The 15,835-nt window shown below is 59.5% G+C and carries 13 protein-coding genes; 2 read left to right on the top strand and 11 right to left on the bottom strand.

Annotated features, from left to right (window positions below; translation table 11 throughout):
- Nucleotides 1-13: 13 nt before the first annotated feature.
- Nucleotides 14-820, top strand: coding sequence for a hypothetical protein (locus ACA053_RS03065; protein WP_497394518.1), 807 nt, complete (start codon nucleotides 14-16; stop codon nucleotides 818-820).
- Nucleotides 821-871: 51 nt separating this feature from the next.
- On the top strand, nucleotides 872-1,567 hold the full coding sequence (locus tag ACA053_RS03070) for a hypothetical protein (protein WP_497394519.1): 696 nt from the start codon (nucleotides 872-874) through the stop codon (nucleotides 1,565-1,567).
- Nucleotides 1,568-1,618: 51 nt separating this feature from the next.
- On the opposite strand, the gene ACA053_RS03075 is transcribed toward ACA053_RS03070, so the two are convergent.
- The 11 genes from ACA053_RS03075 to ACA053_RS03125 form a co-directional block, all read right to left on the bottom strand.
- The gene (locus ACA053_RS03075; protein ID WP_497394520.1) at nucleotides 1,619-4,396 is read right to left on the bottom strand and encodes a hybrid sensor histidine kinase/response regulator; all 2,778 of its coding nucleotides are present in this window, start codon (nucleotides 4,394-4,396) and stop codon (nucleotides 1,619-1,621) included.
- Between the two features lie 99 nt (nucleotides 4,397-4,495).
- Nucleotides 4,496-5,791, bottom strand: coding sequence for a phosphoribosylamine--glycine ligase (purD, locus tag ACA053_RS03080; protein WP_109627779.1), 1,296 nt, complete (start codon nucleotides 5,789-5,791; stop codon nucleotides 4,496-4,498).
- A 153-nt stretch (nucleotides 5,792-5,944) separates the two neighbouring features.
- Nucleotides 5,945-7,552 carry a bifunctional phosphoribosylaminoimidazolecarboxamide formyltransferase/IMP cyclohydrolase gene (gene purH, locus ACA053_RS03085; RefSeq protein ID WP_109627780.1) on the bottom strand — a complete coding sequence of 536 codons (1,608 nt, stop codon included), beginning with the start codon at nucleotides 7,550-7,552 and terminating at the stop codon, nucleotides 5,945-5,947.
- An 81-nt stretch (nucleotides 7,553-7,633) separates the two neighbouring features.
- Entirely contained in the window at nucleotides 7,634-7,954 is a 321-nt protein-coding gene (gene fis / locus ACA053_RS03090) for a DNA-binding transcriptional regulator Fis (RefSeq protein WP_007907419.1), read from the bottom strand.
- Complete coding sequence (dusB, locus tag ACA053_RS03095; protein ID WP_010463890.1) at nucleotides 7,951-8,961, bottom strand: tRNA dihydrouridine synthase DusB; 1,011 nt, start codon at nucleotides 8,959-8,961, stop codon at nucleotides 7,951-7,953. The genes fis and dusB overlap by 4 nt, the downstream gene beginning before the upstream one ends.
- Nucleotides 8,962-9,146: 185 nt before the next feature.
- Nucleotides 9,147-10,364, bottom strand: a complete 1,218-nt coding sequence (locus ACA053_RS03100; protein WP_497394521.1) for a DUF3426 domain-containing protein — start codon at nucleotides 10,362-10,364, stop codon at nucleotides 9,147-9,149.
- A gap of 30 nt (nucleotides 10,365-10,394) precedes the next feature.
- Entirely contained in the window at nucleotides 10,395-11,273 is an 879-nt protein-coding gene (gene prmA / locus ACA053_RS03105) for a 50S ribosomal protein L11 methyltransferase (RefSeq protein WP_109627782.1), read from the bottom strand.
- Nucleotides 11,274-11,575: 302 nt separating this feature from the next.
- Nucleotides 11,576-12,934: an acetyl-CoA carboxylase biotin carboxylase subunit gene (gene accC, locus ACA053_RS03110; protein WP_008153754.1), complete on the bottom strand. Its 1,359-nt coding sequence runs from the start codon at nucleotides 12,932-12,934 to the stop codon at nucleotides 11,576-11,578.
- Nucleotides 12,935-12,951: 17 nt separating this feature from the next.
- On the bottom strand, nucleotides 12,952-13,413 hold the full coding sequence (gene accB / locus ACA053_RS03115) for an acetyl-CoA carboxylase biotin carboxyl carrier protein (protein ID WP_054044024.1): 462 nt from the start codon (nucleotides 13,411-13,413) through the stop codon (nucleotides 12,952-12,954).
- A 46-nt stretch (nucleotides 13,414-13,459) separates the two neighbouring features.
- The gene (aroQ, locus tag ACA053_RS03120; protein WP_109627783.1) at nucleotides 13,460-13,912 is read right to left on the bottom strand and encodes a type II 3-dehydroquinate dehydratase; all 453 of its coding nucleotides are present in this window, start codon (nucleotides 13,910-13,912) and stop codon (nucleotides 13,460-13,462) included.
- 131 nt (nucleotides 13,913-14,043) lie between these two features.
- The gene (locus tag ACA053_RS03125; RefSeq protein WP_497394522.1) at nucleotides 14,044-15,795 is read right to left on the bottom strand and encodes a protein-disulfide reductase DsbD; all 1,752 of its coding nucleotides are present in this window, start codon (nucleotides 15,793-15,795) and stop codon (nucleotides 14,044-14,046) included.
- Between the last annotated feature and the right edge of the window lie 40 nt (nucleotides 15,796-15,835).

The following is a 15,835-nucleotide window of genomic DNA, read 5'->3' on the forward strand; positions in this document are numbered from 1 at the left end:
AGGAAGTTGAATTGTGAATGAAGTTCAAGTGTTGACTGAGTCGGAACAAGTTGCGTTTATTTCTGATTTGGTAAAAAGTTACCCTGCTTCAAAGGCGAAGCTACGTGTCGCCGGTTTTTCCGCGCGTTCTGGGTCGAGCATTATCAATCTCGACGATATTCAAGCGGTTGTCGACGGCCCTAACGTCATTGGCATGTTTGACGGGATGAGTCGGCGCAACAAACGAATCGCGCTCAATACTTATCGGTTTGCCGAAATCATGGCAACTAACAAGTACCCTGCCAAGCATCAGATCGAGCAACGTTTTCAGTTTTTGATCAGTGTGCTTACAACGATGAAGTGGGCTAAAGTCGTTCAGGTGTCGAAAGCGTATGAAAAGAAGACGCAAAGTCTGACCATGGCTAATGTAGCGGTCGATATTATTAGCGGCGTAGTGAAGGGTGTCGCTGGAGGTGTTGGTATCCCCTCGCTTGTCGCTGACACACTTGGATCCCTTAAACAGGATGAAAAGGCGCTCAATCTTTTCCATCGCTCTGTAGAGAAAGATCAGGGCCGTCGCTTTGGCATGGCATCCTGCGCACAGGACAAGGATGGTTCCATCAACATGGCTGTCGCAGCAGTCAACTATTCCAAAGAGCCTGGTAAGGATGGCGGTGTGCTGTTCTTTGAATGGAAAAGTTCCGAGGTGGAGGTTTACCAGGATACGGCGTATTTGGTCATTCATGAGGAAGATTACCCTAGTGCAAGGGAGGCGACGGTGAATGCCTATCTGGACGAGCTTGATGAACGTGCATTTCAAGCCATTTTAGCCAGTAAGTAACAATAAAGCCGGAGGTATTTATCTCCGGTTTTTATTCCGGAAGTGAATTTTATGCTGGGTTTTAATTACGCCATTTATATTGATGGTGGGAGCGTTTTACTTCTATCGCATGAACTCGATGCGCCTGTACGTGCTGATCTGCTGGACTCAACGTTATTTATGCAGCTTGCTGCGGCAGCCAAGCAGCCTGGGTTGGTCGGGTATGAGCAATGGTGGGGGTTTTATCGATCGCAGCTCAATCAATTCGGCTGGTCGCGTGTTCAGGACTTTGAAGGCTCGTTCGGGTCTGATCCAGACCACTTGTCCCAAAAGATCGCCCTAGTTGTGGCGTCCAAAGTCCGTCGTTTTCTTTCCGCTGAATATGTCGATGCTGTTGATCGCGCGTTTATCGAACTGTCCAGACTTTCACCGCAGCACTTGGCTCGTACGTTACTTCGACATTATTCGATAGCCGAGGATCCGGCCTCTAAACTGACCACGGTTCGGTTGCAGGTTGGAATTGTTGTGACTGGTGCTCGGTTAATCTATCTGACGGTAAGTTTCATTACCCGTGAAGCGCTTTCGAACTCGATCATCGAGCAAAACTTTCAAACCGATGGCATCGTTGGGGAAATCGAGTTTAAAGGGTGTGTAGCTGTGCTGGATTCGGCTGCTTTTGACTCGTGGCGAGAACGGATTGCGATGGCGGTGGCTCCTTTTCGCGAGGAGCAGATACGGGTGGTGTCCTCGTCAAATACCGGGTGGTAAGGCAAGCCTGCTGACGAAAGAGGTTTTGTCACTCGGCACTGCACTGACTGATCAGGGCGTATTAACGGCTACCCGGTTCTGTTGATCTCGCTGCGCTACCCAATGCTCAATCAAATCACGCAACTGCGAAAGCTCGACCGGTTTGGCCATGTGCCCGTCCATGCCGGCCTGGCGCGCGCGCTCTTTGTGCTCGGCAAGGATGTGTGCGGTCAATGCCACCACCGGGGTGCGAATCCGCTGATTGCCGACTTCCCAGGCACGTAACTGCTGGGTGGCAGAGAAGCCATCGAGGATCGGCATTTCACAGTCCATCAGGACCAGGTCGTAACGCTGGGCTTTCATCGCCTGCAAGGCTTCTTCGCCATTGCTGGCGGTGTCTGGTTGCAGGTTGAGCTTGCCGAGCATGCCGCGAATCACCTTGGTCGAGATATTGTTGTCCTCGGCCACCAGGATACGGAAATCACTCGGGACCTTGACCGGAAGTGTCGGGCCTGTGGGCAGGTGCGGCGAGACGGCCGGGCCCTTGTTGCGTTGGTTCAGCTCGTCGGCCAGGGTGGTCTTGAGGGTGTAGCCGGCCACCGGTTTGGCGAGGATGCGCTTGATCCCGGAATTGCGCGCGATGATCTTGCTCGGCGCGTTGCTGATGCCGGTGAGCATGATCAGCAGGATGTCGTGGTTCAGGCTCGGGTCTTCCTTGATCTTGGCCGCCAGTTGCATGCCGGTCATGCCGGGCATGTTCTGGTCCAGCAGGACCACGTCGAAATAGTCACGCAGGTGAGCCTTGGTGCGCAGCAGCGCCAAAGCCTCTTTGCCGGATGGCACGGCGCTGACGTTCAGGCCCCAGGCGCTGCACTGTTGCACCAGCACTTTGCGGCAGGTGTCGTTATCGTCCACCACCAGCACCCGCGCACCTTGCAGCGGCCCATCGAGGTCGGAGGTCGGGTGTTCGAGACGATCAGGGTCCAGGGGCAGGGTCAGCCACAAGGTGCTGCCCTGGTTGGCGCCGCTCTTGATACCGAACTCCCCTTGCATCAAGCGGATCAACTGACGGGCAATCACCAGCCCCAGATTGCCGCCCAGGCTGGTCGCCGAGAGGAAGTGTTTGCTGTGCAGTTCGGCGTGCATCAGGGCGTCGCGTTCTTCGGCCTCCATCGGCACGCCGCTGTCCTGCACGGCGATGCGCAGGCGCGGTTTGGCGCTGCGTTCGTCGAGGGCGACGACGATCAGGATTTCGCCCTCGTCGGTTTTTTTCAGGGCGTTTTCCAGCAGGCTCAGCAAGGTCTGGCGCAGGCGCGTCGGGTCACCGCTGATGACACGCGGCACTTGCGGCTGGATGAAGCTGATCAGCTCGACGTTCTGCTGTTCGGCCTTGGCGCGGAAGATGCTCAGGCAGTCTTCGATCAAGGCGTTGAGATCGAACTGCACGTCGTCCAGTTCGATCTGCCCGGACTCGAGCTTGGAGATGTCGAGAATCTCGTTGATCAGGGTCAGCAGTTCATTGCCGGCGCTGTGGATGGTCTGCACGTAGTCACGCTGCTTGACCGACAGTGGCGTGCCCAACAACAGCTCGGTCATGCCCAGCACGCCGTTCATCGGGGTGCGGATTTCGTGGCTGATTTTCGCCAGGAATTCGGCCTTGGCGTTGATCTCGGCATTGCTGGCCGCCAGGTCGCGGCTGACACTGAAGCGGTCTTCGGTGATGCTGCGTTGACGTTCGCCCAGCGCAATGCTCATCAACAGGCCACTGATGCAGATGAACGCCAGCAGCGTCATGATCAAGCCTTGAGGCGCGACCAGGGTCAGCCCCAACAGCGCCGGCAGGATGATCAGCGTGCCGATGTTGAACACCACCATCGCCGCCACGAACAGGCGCGCCGGGCGATAGCCTTTTTGCCAATGATAGGCGCCGACGAACAACATGCTCAGGCCCGCCAGGGCGACCAGGGCATAGGTAATGATGTTCAGCGGCAGCGTGTTGACGAACAACAGCAGCAAGCCGCAGACCACGATGAACAGAATGTCGCCCAGCAACAGCTTGTTCAGCGGGTGCGAGCCGAGCGGGGCGAAGAAACGATAGGCGAACATCAGGCCGCACGGCGCCGTCATCAGCAAGGCGAGATACGCGCCGGGCGTCTGCACCGCGTGCCAGTTGGGTAGCCAGGGCCCTGCCAGATTCAGCAACAGCAACAGGCTGAGCATCAACAAGGCTTCGCATCCGGCCAGCCAGAGGCTGCTGCGCGAGCGGGTGTAGGCATAGCGGACGAGGTTGTGCAGGATCAGCATGCCGATACAACCGAACAGCAGGCCGTAGATCAGCATCTGGTTCTGATTGGCCGCGGTCATGATCGCCGATTGCAGGGTGATATACGGCCGCAACTGGTGATCGGACACCAGCCGCAGGTAGACGTCGAGGGGTTTGTCGCTTTGCGGCAGCGGCAACATGAAATCGCTGCTGGGCAGGGGGCGGTCAGCTTGGGGCTGCCCGGTGCCAGTGTTCAATTGATCGATCAGCGTGTCGCCATCGAGCACATACAGATTGAGGTGCGACAGGTCGGGGGCAAACACTCGCAGCAGTTGCTCGTGCTTGCCGGGCGCCAACCTGAAACGCAGCCACAAGGCACCTTCAGGCTCGGCTGCGGTGAGGCGGTCGAGTTCGATGGGGCTGAATTGATTGGTGTAGCGAGTCGAGCGGATGTCGCTCAGCTGCAGGTCGCCCTGTTCGTCAAGCAATACCGCCCAGCCACTGCCTTGCGCGGCCTGGGCCGGTAGCATGCAGAGCAAGGTCAACAGCGTGACTGTGAAACCTATGGCAATCCTGAGCCAGCGCACGGCGAAATCCCTTCGTAGGTTGATGCCAGATTATTACTATGCGCGGCGCCGGAACAGTCCGGCAAGGGCCTGAAGCCCAAGCCCTGCCGAACGGATCGCTTATTCCTGATTTTCGCCGCGCTCACGGGCAATGGCACGGTAGCCAATGTCCTTGCGATAGAAACAGCCTTCCCAATCAATCTTTGCCGCCAGTTTGTAAGCCTGCTGCTGTGCCGCATCAACGCTGGCACCCATGGCGGTTGCGCAAAGCACCCGTCCACCGGCCGTTACTACGTTACCGTCCTTGAGCGCCGTGCCGGCGTGGAAGACTTTGCCTTCCAGTGCCGCGGCTGCATCCAGACCGTTGATGGCAACGCCTTTAGCGTAGTCGCCAGGATAACCGCCCGCAGCCAACACAATGCCGACGCTCGGACGTGGATCCCATTGCGCCTCGACCTTGTCCAGGGCTTGCGCCAGGGCCGCTTCGACCAGCAACACCAGGCTCGACTGCAAACGCAGCATCACCGGTTGGGTCTCAGGATCACCGAAACGGCAGTTGAACTCGATAACTTTTGGGTTACCAGCCTTGTCGATCATCAGGCCGGCATACAGGAAACCGGTGTAGACATTGCCTTCATCGGCCATGCCGCGCACGGTCGGCCAGATCACCAGGTCCATGACCCGTTGATGGACGTCAGCGGTGACCACCGGGGCAGGGGAGTAAGCGCCCATGCCGCCGGTGTTCGGACCGGTGTCGCCGTCGCCGACGCGTTTGTGGTCCTGGCTGGTGGCCATCGGCAGCACGTTCTTGCCGTCGACCATGACGATGAAGCTGGCTTCTTCGCCGTCGAGGAACTCTTCAATCACCACGCGCGAACCGGCGTCGCCGAACGCATTGCCCGCGAGCATGTCGCGCACGGCGTCTTCGGCTTCGGCCAGGGTCATGGCAACGATCACGCCTTTACCGGCGGCCAGGCCGTCGGCCTTGATCACGATCGGTGCGCCTTTTTCACGCAGATAAGCCAGGGCCGGCTCGATCTCGGTGAAGTTCTGGTAGTCGGCGGTCGGGATCTTGTGGCGCGCCAGGAAATCCTTGGTGAAGGCTTTCGAACCTTCCAGCTGGGCAGCGCCGGCCGTCGGACCGAAGCAATCCAGGCCACGGGAGCGGAACAGATCGACGACGCCTGCGACCAGCGGCACTTCCGGACCGACGATGGTCAGGGAAACGTTCTTCTCGGCAAAATCTGCCAGCTGCTCAAGGGCCAGCACGTCGATAGCGACGTTCTCGCACTTGGCTTCAATGGCGGTGCCGGCGTTGCCCGGGGCAACGAACACTTTCTGCACACGCGGATCCTGAGCCACTTTCCAGGCCAGTGCGTGTTCACGGCCACCGCTGCCAATGATCAAAACATTCATTTCAAAAACCTCGGATGACGCTAATTCTGTTGAGCGCCGCAGGGACGCTTTTCTGTGGGAGCTGGCCTGCCGGCGATGCAAACAACTCGGTTTATCAGCTAAGCCGAGGGGATGCTATCGCTGGCAGGCCAGCTCCCACAGTTGATCGTCGTATCAGTGACGGAAGTGGCGCATGCCGGTGAAGACCATGGCGATGCCGGCTTCATCAGCCGCAGCAATCACTTCCGCATCACGCATCGAGCCGCCCGGCTGGATCACTGCGGTAATGCCAACCTTGGCCGCGTTGTCCAGGCCGTCGCGGAACGGGAAGAACGCATCGGAGGCCATCACCGAGCCTGCCACCTGCAAACCGGCGTGTTCAGCCTTGATCGCGGCGATACGCGCAGAGTTCACACGGCTCATCTGGCCAGCGCCGACGCCGATGGTCTGACGGTTCTTGGCGTAGACAATGGCGTTGGATTTAACGTACTTGGCGACTTTCCAGGCGAAGATCAGGTCGTTGATTTCCTGTTCGGTCGGCGCTCGTTTGGTCACGACTTTCAGGTCTTCGCTGCCGATCATGCCGATGTCGCGGCTCTGTACCAGCAAGCCGCCGTTGACGCGCTTGTAGTCCCAGGCAGCGGCGCGATCCGCCGACCATTCGCCGCAGGCCAGCAGGCGCACGTTGGCTTTGGCGGCCACAATGGCGCGGGCTTCTTCGCTCACGGACGGGGCGATGATCACTTCGACGAACTGACGCTCGACGATGGCCTTGGCGGTTTCAGCATCCAGTTCGCGGTTGAACGCGATGATGCCGCCGAATGCCGATTCAGTGTCGGTGGCATAAGCCAGTTCGTAAGCCTGACGAATGCCGCCTTCGGCGTCCGGGCTGACCGCAACGCCGCACGGGTTGGCGTGCTTGACGATCACGCAAGCCGGTTTGACGAAGCTTTTCACGCATTCCAGCGCGGCGTCGGTGTCGGCCACGTTGTTGTACGACAGTTCTTTGCCTTGCAGTTGGGTCGCGGTGGCGATGCCGACTTCGGCAGGCTTGGCTTCAACGTAGAACGCCGCGCTCTGGTGCGGGTTCTCGCCGTAGCGCATTTCCTGGGCCTTGACGAACTGGCTGTTGAAGGTGCGCGGGAACTCGCTGCGACCTTCAGTGCTGAGGGTCTCGGCAGCCTGGTTCACGGTGCCCATGTAGTTGGCGATCATGCCGTCGTAGGCGGCGGTGTGTTCGAAGGCCTTGAGCATCAGGTCGAAACGCTGAGCGTAGGTCAGGCCGCCGGCCTTCAGGCTTTCCAGCACGCTGGCGTAGTCGCTGGCGTTGACCACGATGGCCACATCTTTATGGTTTTTTGCGGCCGAACGGACCATGGTCGGGCCGCCGATGTCGATGTTTTCGATAGCGGTCGGCAGGTCGCAGCCTGGCTTGTTGATGGTGGCTTCGAACGGGTACAGGTTGACCGCAACCAGATCGATCGGCTTGATGCCGTGCTCGTTCATGATGGCGTCATCGATACCGCGACGACCGAGGATCCCGCCGTGGATTTTCGGGTGCAGGGTTTTCACCCGACCGTCCATCATTTCTGCGAAACCGGTGTAATCCGCGACTTCCACTGCGGCAACACCGTTGTCGCGCAGCAGCTTGAACGTTCCGCCGGTGGAGAGGATCTCGACGCCCAGGGCTTCAAGCTCTTTGGCGAATTCGAGGATCCCGGTCTTGTCGGAAACGCTGATCAAGGCGCGGCGGATCGGCAGGCGGGTAGTCTGGTCGGTCATTTCAATTTCCATCAAAAGCAAAGGAGTCAGCAAAAAAGGCGACCGTTTTTACGCGGGCGCCTTTCTGGTTTGATTGAATGCTTACAGCAAATCGTACTGCTTGAGTTTCTTGCGCAGCGTGCCTCGGTTCAGCCCGAGCAGCTCGCTGGCCTTGGTCTGGTTGCCCTTGACGTAGTTCATCACGCACTCGAGCAGGGGCGCCTCGACTTCGGAGAGCACCAGGTTGTACACATCCGTGACGGCAGCGCCCTCAAGGTGGGCGAAATAATTGTGCAGCGCCTTCTCGACACTCCCGCGAAGGGTCTGACCTTCTTCGCTCGGCGTATTGAGGTGCTGTTTCAAATTCACGTTGTCGCTCACGGGTGTTGTTCCACTCACTAAAGTCTCGGTCATCATCGTCATGCGGCCACCCCTTCTCCGTCCCCTGTCAGGCTCTTGTAACGTTCGGCGAAGAAGCCCTGAACGTTGGCGCATTGTGCTTCCGTATCTTCCAAACGATTGAAGTGGGCGCGAAACTCCCTGGCGCCCGGCAAGGTTGCGAGATACCAGCCCACATGCTTTCGAGCGATACGGACGCCCATGACGTCTCCATAGAAGACGTGCAGCGCAGCCAGATGCTCTAGCAGAATGCGTTCCACCTCGATCAATTCCAGCGCCGGGAGTTTTTCGCCGGTACGCAGGAAGTGATCGATCTCACGAAAAATCCACGGCCGCCCCTGAGCGGCCCGGCCTACCAGCAGGCCATCGGCACCGGTCGCGTCGAGCACGTACCGGGCCTTCTCAGGGGAATCGATGTCGCCGTTGGCGAAGACCGGCATCGACACCGCCTGCTTGATCGCAGCGATGGTGTCGTACTCGGCTTCACCGGTGTACAGGTCGGCTCGGGTACGGCCATGGACCGCCAACGCCGTAATGCCCGCCTGCTCGGCGATCTTCGCCACCGTCAAACCATTCTTGTTGTCCCGGTCCCAGCCGGTACGGATCTTCAAGGTAACCGGCACATCGACTGCGGCCACTACGGCCTGCAGGATCTCGGTCACCAATGCTTCATCCTTCAACAGTGCGGACCCGGCGGCCTTGTTGCAGACCTTCTTCGCCGGACAGCCCATGTTGATGTCAATAATCTGTGCGCCCAGTTCAACGTTGGCCCGGGCCGCATCCGCCAGCATCTGTGCATCACCCCCGGCGATCTGGACCGAGCGCGGCTCGGGATCACCTTCGTGGATCATGCGCATCCGCGATTTGCGGGTGTTCCACAAACTCATGTCGCTGGTAACCATTTCCGAGACTACAAGCCCTGCGCCCAGTCGCTTGCACAGCTGACGAAAGGGCTGGTCGGTGACTCCCGCCATGGGGGCGAGAATCAAACCGTTGTGCAATGTATATGGACCGATGCGTACCGCCGACATAGGACTTCCCTGTTGTGGGGCCGGATCATGAGAGTTCGAAAAAGGGTTGGCATGATACCCGCTCTCGATGACTGGATAAAGGCTGAATTGAACAAAATCTGAACAGTAATTCTGTTATCGCCAGCGGTTTGGTATGAGCGGTCAAAGTCAGAAATATGCCGTCAACGCTGTAACACTGAACCGTTTCACTCGGGCGAATGGAAGCTCAGGCTGTAATTCACCGCTTTGGCGCCTGGATCGAGGATATCCAGTGCGATGTGGATCGGCGTCTGCGGCGGCATCTCCGCCATGCCTTCGAGATCGCCGTTGAGGTACTCGCCGGGCTTGAAGCGACGGCTGGCGATCAGGTGGCCGTTAAGGTCGGCGAAGCGCAGTTCCAGCAGCGGAAAAGGCTGGGAGAAGGGTGCTCGGTTGTAGATGATCGCATCGACCACCAGCGCACCGTTGAATTCAGGGTGACTGCGAACCACCAGGTTGCTGCTTTTGATTTTCGCGATGTCGACTTTCGATGGCACCGTGCAGCCGACCTGCGGGCACAGTTGCTGGAACCATGGACGGTATTGGTCCTGGCGCGCCAGTTCGTCGAAGTGGTACGCGACGTATTGGCCGGCGAGTGCGGCGGCACCGAGCAGCACCAGCAGCAGCCAGAAAAGCCGCCGTCCCCAAGGGGAGCGACGTCTTTGCCAGTCCAGTTGCAGCGGATCGTCGGTCAGGTCATGCAAGGCGTCGGCACGTTCGGTCGCCTCGCTGCGTTCGTGTCGCTTGCGCAAGGGGGCAATCGGGGGCAGGTCGTCGTCAGGTGCATCGGTTGCCGACAGACGATCATGGCGCAGGGGCATGTCCAGCGGATCATTCAGGCGTAGTTGCGGCACCTGGGGCTCGTCGTCCAGATCAACCGGTTCCAGCGAGAATGAAGGTTCGGTGCGCGAGGGCTTGACCGGATCTGGCTGCGTTTCCCGTGGGTCGGCTTCGACCGCCTGGGCGCGATCGGCTGCCGATTCGCTGAAGAGGCTGTCGGACCAGGGTTCATCCTCGTGCTCGGCGGAGTCGCGCCGAGCGCTGATGCCGTTTTCGCGGTGCCGGCCGAATTCCGTGGTCGGCTGGATTTCCCGCTGTTCGAGCCGGGCGAGTTCTTCGTCCAGGTCCAGGCTGTCCAGATCCAGTTCAGTGGCGGACCACTGCTTTTGGCTGATGGCGCGCGGGGCCGGCGGTTCGACAATGGCCGGGGCAACCGGTGTGACGGCTTCGTTGCCGCCCCGTTGCTCAAGCAACTGCTTGGCGGCGTTGAACACCTGCAAGCAGGAGCCGCAACGAACCACTCCACGGGCCACGCTCAATTGAGCATGGCTGACGCGGAAGCTGGTTTGGCAATGCGGGCACTGGGTGACGAAGCTGTCGGTCATGCGGCGATCCGGTTTGTGCAGGCGCTCATTCTAGCGCCGACGGCCAGTGATGCGCACCCAGCCATCGCGATTGGCGATCGGGTCCAGATCGAAGTCTTGAGCATAGGCTTTTGCGACGTCTTCACCTTGCTCGGCGAGGATGCCCGACAACGCCAGACGACCACCGGGTTTGACCAGACTGGACAATTGCGGCGCCAGGGAAACCAGCGGGCCGGCAAGAATGTTGGCCACCAGCACGTCGGCTTTAACCTGCGGCAGATCTTCCGGCAGATACAGCGGGAAGAGTGCGTCGGCGATGTTGTTGCGCCCGGCGTTGTCGCGGGAGGCTTCCAGCGCCTGCACGTCGATGTCGGTGCCGACCGCTTCCTTGGCCCCCAGCAGCAGGGCGGCAATCGCCAGAATCCCCGAGCCGCAACCGAAGTCGAGCACATTGCAGCCTTTGAGGTCCTGGCCGTCGAGCCATTCCAGGCACAGCGCGGTGGTCGGGTGGGTACCGGTGCCGAACGCCAGGCCCGGGTCCAGCAGAATGTTCACGGCGTCGGGTTCAGGGGCCGCGTGCCAGCTTGGAACGATCCAAAGGCGTTGACCGAAGCGCATTGGCTGGAAATCGTCCATCCAGCTGCGTTCCCAGTCCTGGTCTTCGATCACTTCGCTGTGATGCTCGGGCAGCGGGCTGCCAGTCAGCAACTCAAGGTGGGCCAGCACGCTGGCGGCTTCGGTGCCACCTTCGAACAGGGCCAGCAGGTGCGTGTGCGACCACAGCGGCGTGGTGTTGAGTTCAGGTTCGAAGATCGGCTGGTCTTCGGCGTCCATGAAGGTCACCGACACGGCGCCCACTTCAAGGAAAGCGTCTTCGTAGGTTTCGGCTTGTTCTGGGCTGATGGCGAGACGGACTTGCAGCCAAGGCATGGCGGGCACCTTTGAAAAATATTGATTGCAGCCTAGCGGGCTGCGAGAAGCGCGCAAGTTTACGCGAGCGGGGAGGGTTTGTGGGAGTGGCTTGCCCTGCATCCATCACACGGCTCCAGAATGACACCGACCCTGTGGGAGCGAGCCTGCTCGCGATGAGGCCATCACATTCAGAATCAATGTTGACTGTCATGCCGCCATCGCGAGCAGGCTCGCTCCCACAGGGGTATGGCAGCAACTCGGATGAAATGTCCAGATACAACAAAGCCGCCCAAAGGCGGCTTTGTTGATCAGGCTAAAGCTTAGTGCTTTTCGCCAGCCAGCTTGTGTTCCAGGTAGTGGATGTTGATACCACCTTTGCAGAAGCCTTCGTCGCGGACCAGGTCGCGGTGCAGCGGGATGTTGGTCTTGATCCCGTCGACAACGATTTCGTCCAGTGCATTACGCATGCGCGCCAATGCTTCGTCACGGGTTGCGCCGTAGGTGATCAGCTTGCCGATCAACGAATCATAGTTCGGCGGAACGGCATAACCGCTGTACAGGTGCGAATCGACGCGAACGCCGTTGCCGCCTGGAGCGTGGAAATGCTTGACCGTGCCCGGGCTTGGCATGAAGGTTTTCGGGTCTTCGGCGTTGATCCGGCATTCCAGTGCATGACCGCGGATAACCACGTCTTCCTGGGTGTACGACAGCTTGTTGCCAGCGGCGATGCTGAGCATCTCCTTGACGATGTCGATGCCGGTGACCATTTCCGAAACCGGGTGCTCAACCTGAACGCGGGTGTTCATTTCGATGAAATAGAACGCGCCGTTCTCGTACAGGAACTCGAAAGTGCCTGCGCCACGGTAGTTGATGTCGATGCACGCCTTGACGCAGCGAGCGAGGACTTCAGCGCGAGCCTTCTCGTCGATGCCCGGTGCCGGCGCTTCTTCGAGAACCTTCTGGTGACGACGTTGCAGCGAGCAATCGCGGTCGCCCAGATGGATGGCGTGGCCCTGGCCATCGGAAAGCACCTGGACTTCCACGTGACGTGGGTTGGTCAGGAATTTTTCCAGATAGACCATCGGGTTGCCGAACGCCGCGCCAGCTTCGGTGCGGGTCAGTTTGGCGAAGGAGATCAGGTCTTCTTCTTTATGCACAACGCGCATGCCGCGACCACCACCGCCACCAGCGGCTTTGATGATCACCGGGTAACCGACTTCGCGACCGATGCGCAGAGCGGTTTCTTCGTCTTCAGGCAACGGCCCGTCGGAACCCGGAACGGTTGGAACGCCTGCAGCGATCATGGCGTGCTTGGCCGAAACCTTGTCGCCCATCAGGCGAATGGTGTCGGCTTTCGGGCCAATGAACGCGAAGCCGGAGTTTTCGACCTGTTCAGCGAAATCAGCGTTTTCCGCCAGGAAACCGTAGCCTGGGTGGATGGCGGTGGCGCCGGTCACTTCAGCCGCGGCGATGATGGCCGGAATGTGCAGGTAAGAATGGGCGGCCGAGGCCGGACCAATGCAGACGGACTCGTCTGCCAGGCCCAGGTGCATCAGCTCTTTGTCGGCCTTGGAGTAAACGGCGACAGTCTTGATGCCCATCTCTTTGCAGGCACGCAGGATCCGCAGGGCAATCTCACCGCGGTTGGCGATCAGAACTTTTTCCAACTTCGCAGTCATCAAAGTTTCTCCGCGGTTCAAACGATGGTGAACAGCGGTTGGTCGTACTCAACCGGCTGGCCGTCTTCGACGAGGATGGATTCGATCACACCGCTGGTTTCAGCTTCGATGTGGTTCATCATCTTCATGGCTTCGACGATGCACAGAGTGTCGCCTTTCTTCACGGTCTGGCCGACTTCAACGAAGGACGGCGAGCTTGGCGAAGACTTGCGATAGAAGGTGCCGACCATCGGCGAACGGGCAACGGTGCCGTTCAGCACTGGCGCGGCCGGAGCAGCAGGTGCTGCAGCGGCAACCGGAGCGGCAGCAACTGGCGCTGGAGCCGGAGCGTGCATTGGAGCCGGTGCGTAGTACTGCTGAGCCGGGGTCTTGCTATGACGGCTGATGCGTACGGACTCTTCGCCTTCCTTGATCTCGAGCTCGTCGATGCCGGACTCTTCCAGCAATTCGATCAGTTTCTTAACTTTACGGATATCCATGAATCATCAACTCCCAAGGGTCGGTCAGGGGCGTTACGCTTGTTGTTCAAGCCGTTGCCGGTCTTTCAAGCTGTTCCAGGGCGGCCTCCAGGGCCAGTCGATAACCGCTGGCGCCAAGGCCGCAGATCACTCCCACCGCTACGTCGGAGAAGTAAGAGTGATGGCGGAAAGGTTCGCGTTTGTGCACGTTAGACAAATGCACTTCGATGAATGGGATGCTCACCGCCAGCAGCGCGTCACGTAATGCGACACTTGTGTGCGTAAAAGCTGCTGGGTTGATCAGAATGAAGTCCACACCTTCGCCTTTTGCGGCGTGGATGCGGTCAATCAATTCGTACTCGGCATTGCTTTGCAGGTACAGCAAATGATGGCCGGCTTCACGGGCACGGCGTTCCAGGTCCTGGTTGATCTGCGCCAGCGTCGTAGCGCCATAGGTGCCCGGTTCACGGGTGCCGAGCAAGTTCAGGTTGGGGCCGTGCAGAACCAATAGCGTCGCCATCTGCTGTTCCTTGTTATCTGTGTGCAATTGTCAGAACCCGGCGACTATGCCGCAAAGCCTTTGTGACTGTCCAGTTCTATGCAATAGCCAGCACGATGGCCGATGTTTGCGCGAAATATGTGACCGGGTGATTAAATCCGGTCATTTGCTATGGCAACACGTTCGGCGAAGTCTTTCGCGTTGATCTCGCCGATTACTCGCACATTGGCGCGTTCGACGCCGTCCTTGCCGAAAAACATCAGGGCCGGAGGGCCGAACAGTTTGTAGCGATCGAGCAGCGCGCGTTGCTCGGCGTTGCTGGCGGTGATATCGAAGCGGACGAGGCGATAGCCTTTCAGGCGATCGACGACGGTGGGGTCGTTGAGCACTTCGCGTTCGATGACTTTGCAGCTGATGCACCAGTCCGCGTACCAGTCGAGCAGCAGCGGAGTGCCAGCGGATTTGGCCTCGGCGAGGGCGCGATCGAGGTCGGTCGGGGAGCTGATGGTTTGCCAGGCGCTAGTATTTTGCGGCTGTTCGTTGCTGGCGGTGATGCGTGGTTGGCCGATCGGGTTGAACGGGTCGGTCTGACCGCTGAACGCCCCGAACCAGCAAGCCAGTGCGTAAAACAGCAAGAACATCCCTAGCAGTTGGCTGAGGCGTTTTCGAGGAGGTTTGTAGACGAATTCCAGCGCGCCCATGAACAAGCCCACGCCACCGGCCAGCAGACCAATCAGCAACAAGGTGATCTGCCCCGGCAATACGCGACTGACCAGCCCGATGGCCAATCCCAGCAACAACACGCCAATCGCGTTTTTCACATAGACCAGCCACGGCCCGCTTTTCGGCAGCCAGGCCGCGCCGCCGGTGGCCACGAGCAGCAGCGGTGCGCCCATGCCCAGGCCAAGCATGAACAGTTTCAATCCACCCCCCAGCGCATCGCCGCTGGCGCTGATATAAAGCAGCGCACCGGCCAGCGGCGCCGAAACGCAGGGCGATACCAGCAAGCTCGAAACCACGCCCAGCACTGCGGCGCCCCACAACGATCCGCCTTCGGTGCGCCCGGCGATCCGGTCAAGGCGACTGCTGATGGCCTGGGGCAACTTGAGTTCGAACACCCCGAACATTGCCAGGGCAAACAGCGCAAAAAACATCGCGAACGGTACCAGCACCCACGCCGATTGCAGGCGCGCCTGAAGGTTGAGCTGAGCGCCGAACATCCCCATCAACGCCCCCAGCAGAGCGAAGCAGGCAGCCATTGGCAGCACGTAAGCGAGCGACAGATTGAAGCCGCGCAACCCGCCGACCTGGCCGCGCAATACCACGCCGGAGAGAATCGGCAGCATCGGCAGCACGCAAGGGGTGAAGGTCAAGCCCAACCCGGCGAGAAAGAACAAGGCGAGCTCGCGCCAGCTCCAGCTCTGGGCCGTGGTGGGTGTCTGTGCGCCGATGCCATCAATGTTCAGGCGTTCGGTTTCGGGTGGATAACACAGGCCTTTGTCGGCGCAGCCCTGATAGGTCACAGCCAGCGTGAAGGCGCGCGGATCGGTGCGCGGTACTTCGACGTCGAGAATGCCGTGATAGACCTCGACATCGCCAAAGTATTCATCGTGCTTTTGCTCGCCCTTGGGCAATTGCGCCGCGCTCAGGACAACCTCGGCCGGATCGGCACGAAACTGAAAGCGATGCCGATAGAGGTAGTAACCCTCTGTGGCGACAAAACGCAGCTTGATCGATTGCGGCGTGCTGTCGACCAGACTCAGCTGAAACGCCTCGCGCACCGGCAGGAAGTCGGCGCTGTTGTTGATCGAGCCCAAGGAGGAACTGGGTCGACTCTCCAGCAACCCGGCGGCGTTGGCCGGCAGGGCGAGCACTAAAAGCAGCAGGCAAAGCAAACGGCGCATGACAATCTCGCGTATCGGAATTGGGGGCATGATAGCGGAC

The organism is Pseudomonas sp. LBUM1672, assembly GCF_059695655.1.

Excerpts from the sequence above, each read along its gene's own strand:
- prmA (WP_109627782.1), bottom strand. The coding sequence starts at position 11,273 with ATGCCTTGGCTGCAAGTCCGTCTCGCCATCAGCCCAGAACAAGCCGAA.
- ACA053_RS03125 (WP_497394522.1), bottom strand. The coding sequence starts at position 15,795 with ATGCGCCGTTTGCTTTGCCTGCTGCTTTTAGTGCTCGCCCTGCCGGCC.
- ACA053_RS03100 (WP_497394521.1), bottom strand. The coding sequence starts at position 10,364 with ATGACCGACAGCTTCGTCACCCAGTGCCCGCATTGCCAAACCAGCTTC.
- fis (WP_007907419.1), bottom strand. The coding sequence starts at position 7,954 with ATGACGATGATGACCGAGACTTTAGTGAGTGGAACAACACCCGTGAGC.
- purH (WP_109627780.1), bottom strand. The coding sequence starts at position 7,552 with ATGACCGACCAGACTACCCGCCTGCCGATCCGCCGCGCCTTGATCAGC.
- accB (WP_054044024.1), bottom strand. The coding sequence starts at position 13,413 with ATGGATATCCGTAAAGTTAAGAAACTGATCGAATTGCTGGAAGAGTCC.
- ACA053_RS03070 (WP_497394519.1), top strand. The coding sequence starts at position 872 with ATGCTGGGTTTTAATTACGCCATTTATATTGATGGTGGGAGCGTTTTA.
- aroQ (WP_109627783.1), bottom strand. The coding sequence starts at position 13,912 with ATGGCGACGCTATTGGTTCTGCACGGCCCCAACCTGAACTTGCTCGGC.
- purD (WP_109627779.1), bottom strand. The coding sequence starts at position 5,791 with ATGAATGTTTTGATCATTGGCAGCGGTGGCCGTGAACACGCACTGGCC.
- accC (WP_008153754.1), bottom strand. The coding sequence starts at position 12,934 with ATGACTGCGAAGTTGGAAAAAGTTCTGATCGCCAACCGCGGTGAGATT.
- dusB (WP_010463890.1), bottom strand. The coding sequence starts at position 8,961 with ATGTCGGCGGTACGCATCGGTCCATATACATTGCACAACGGTTTGATT.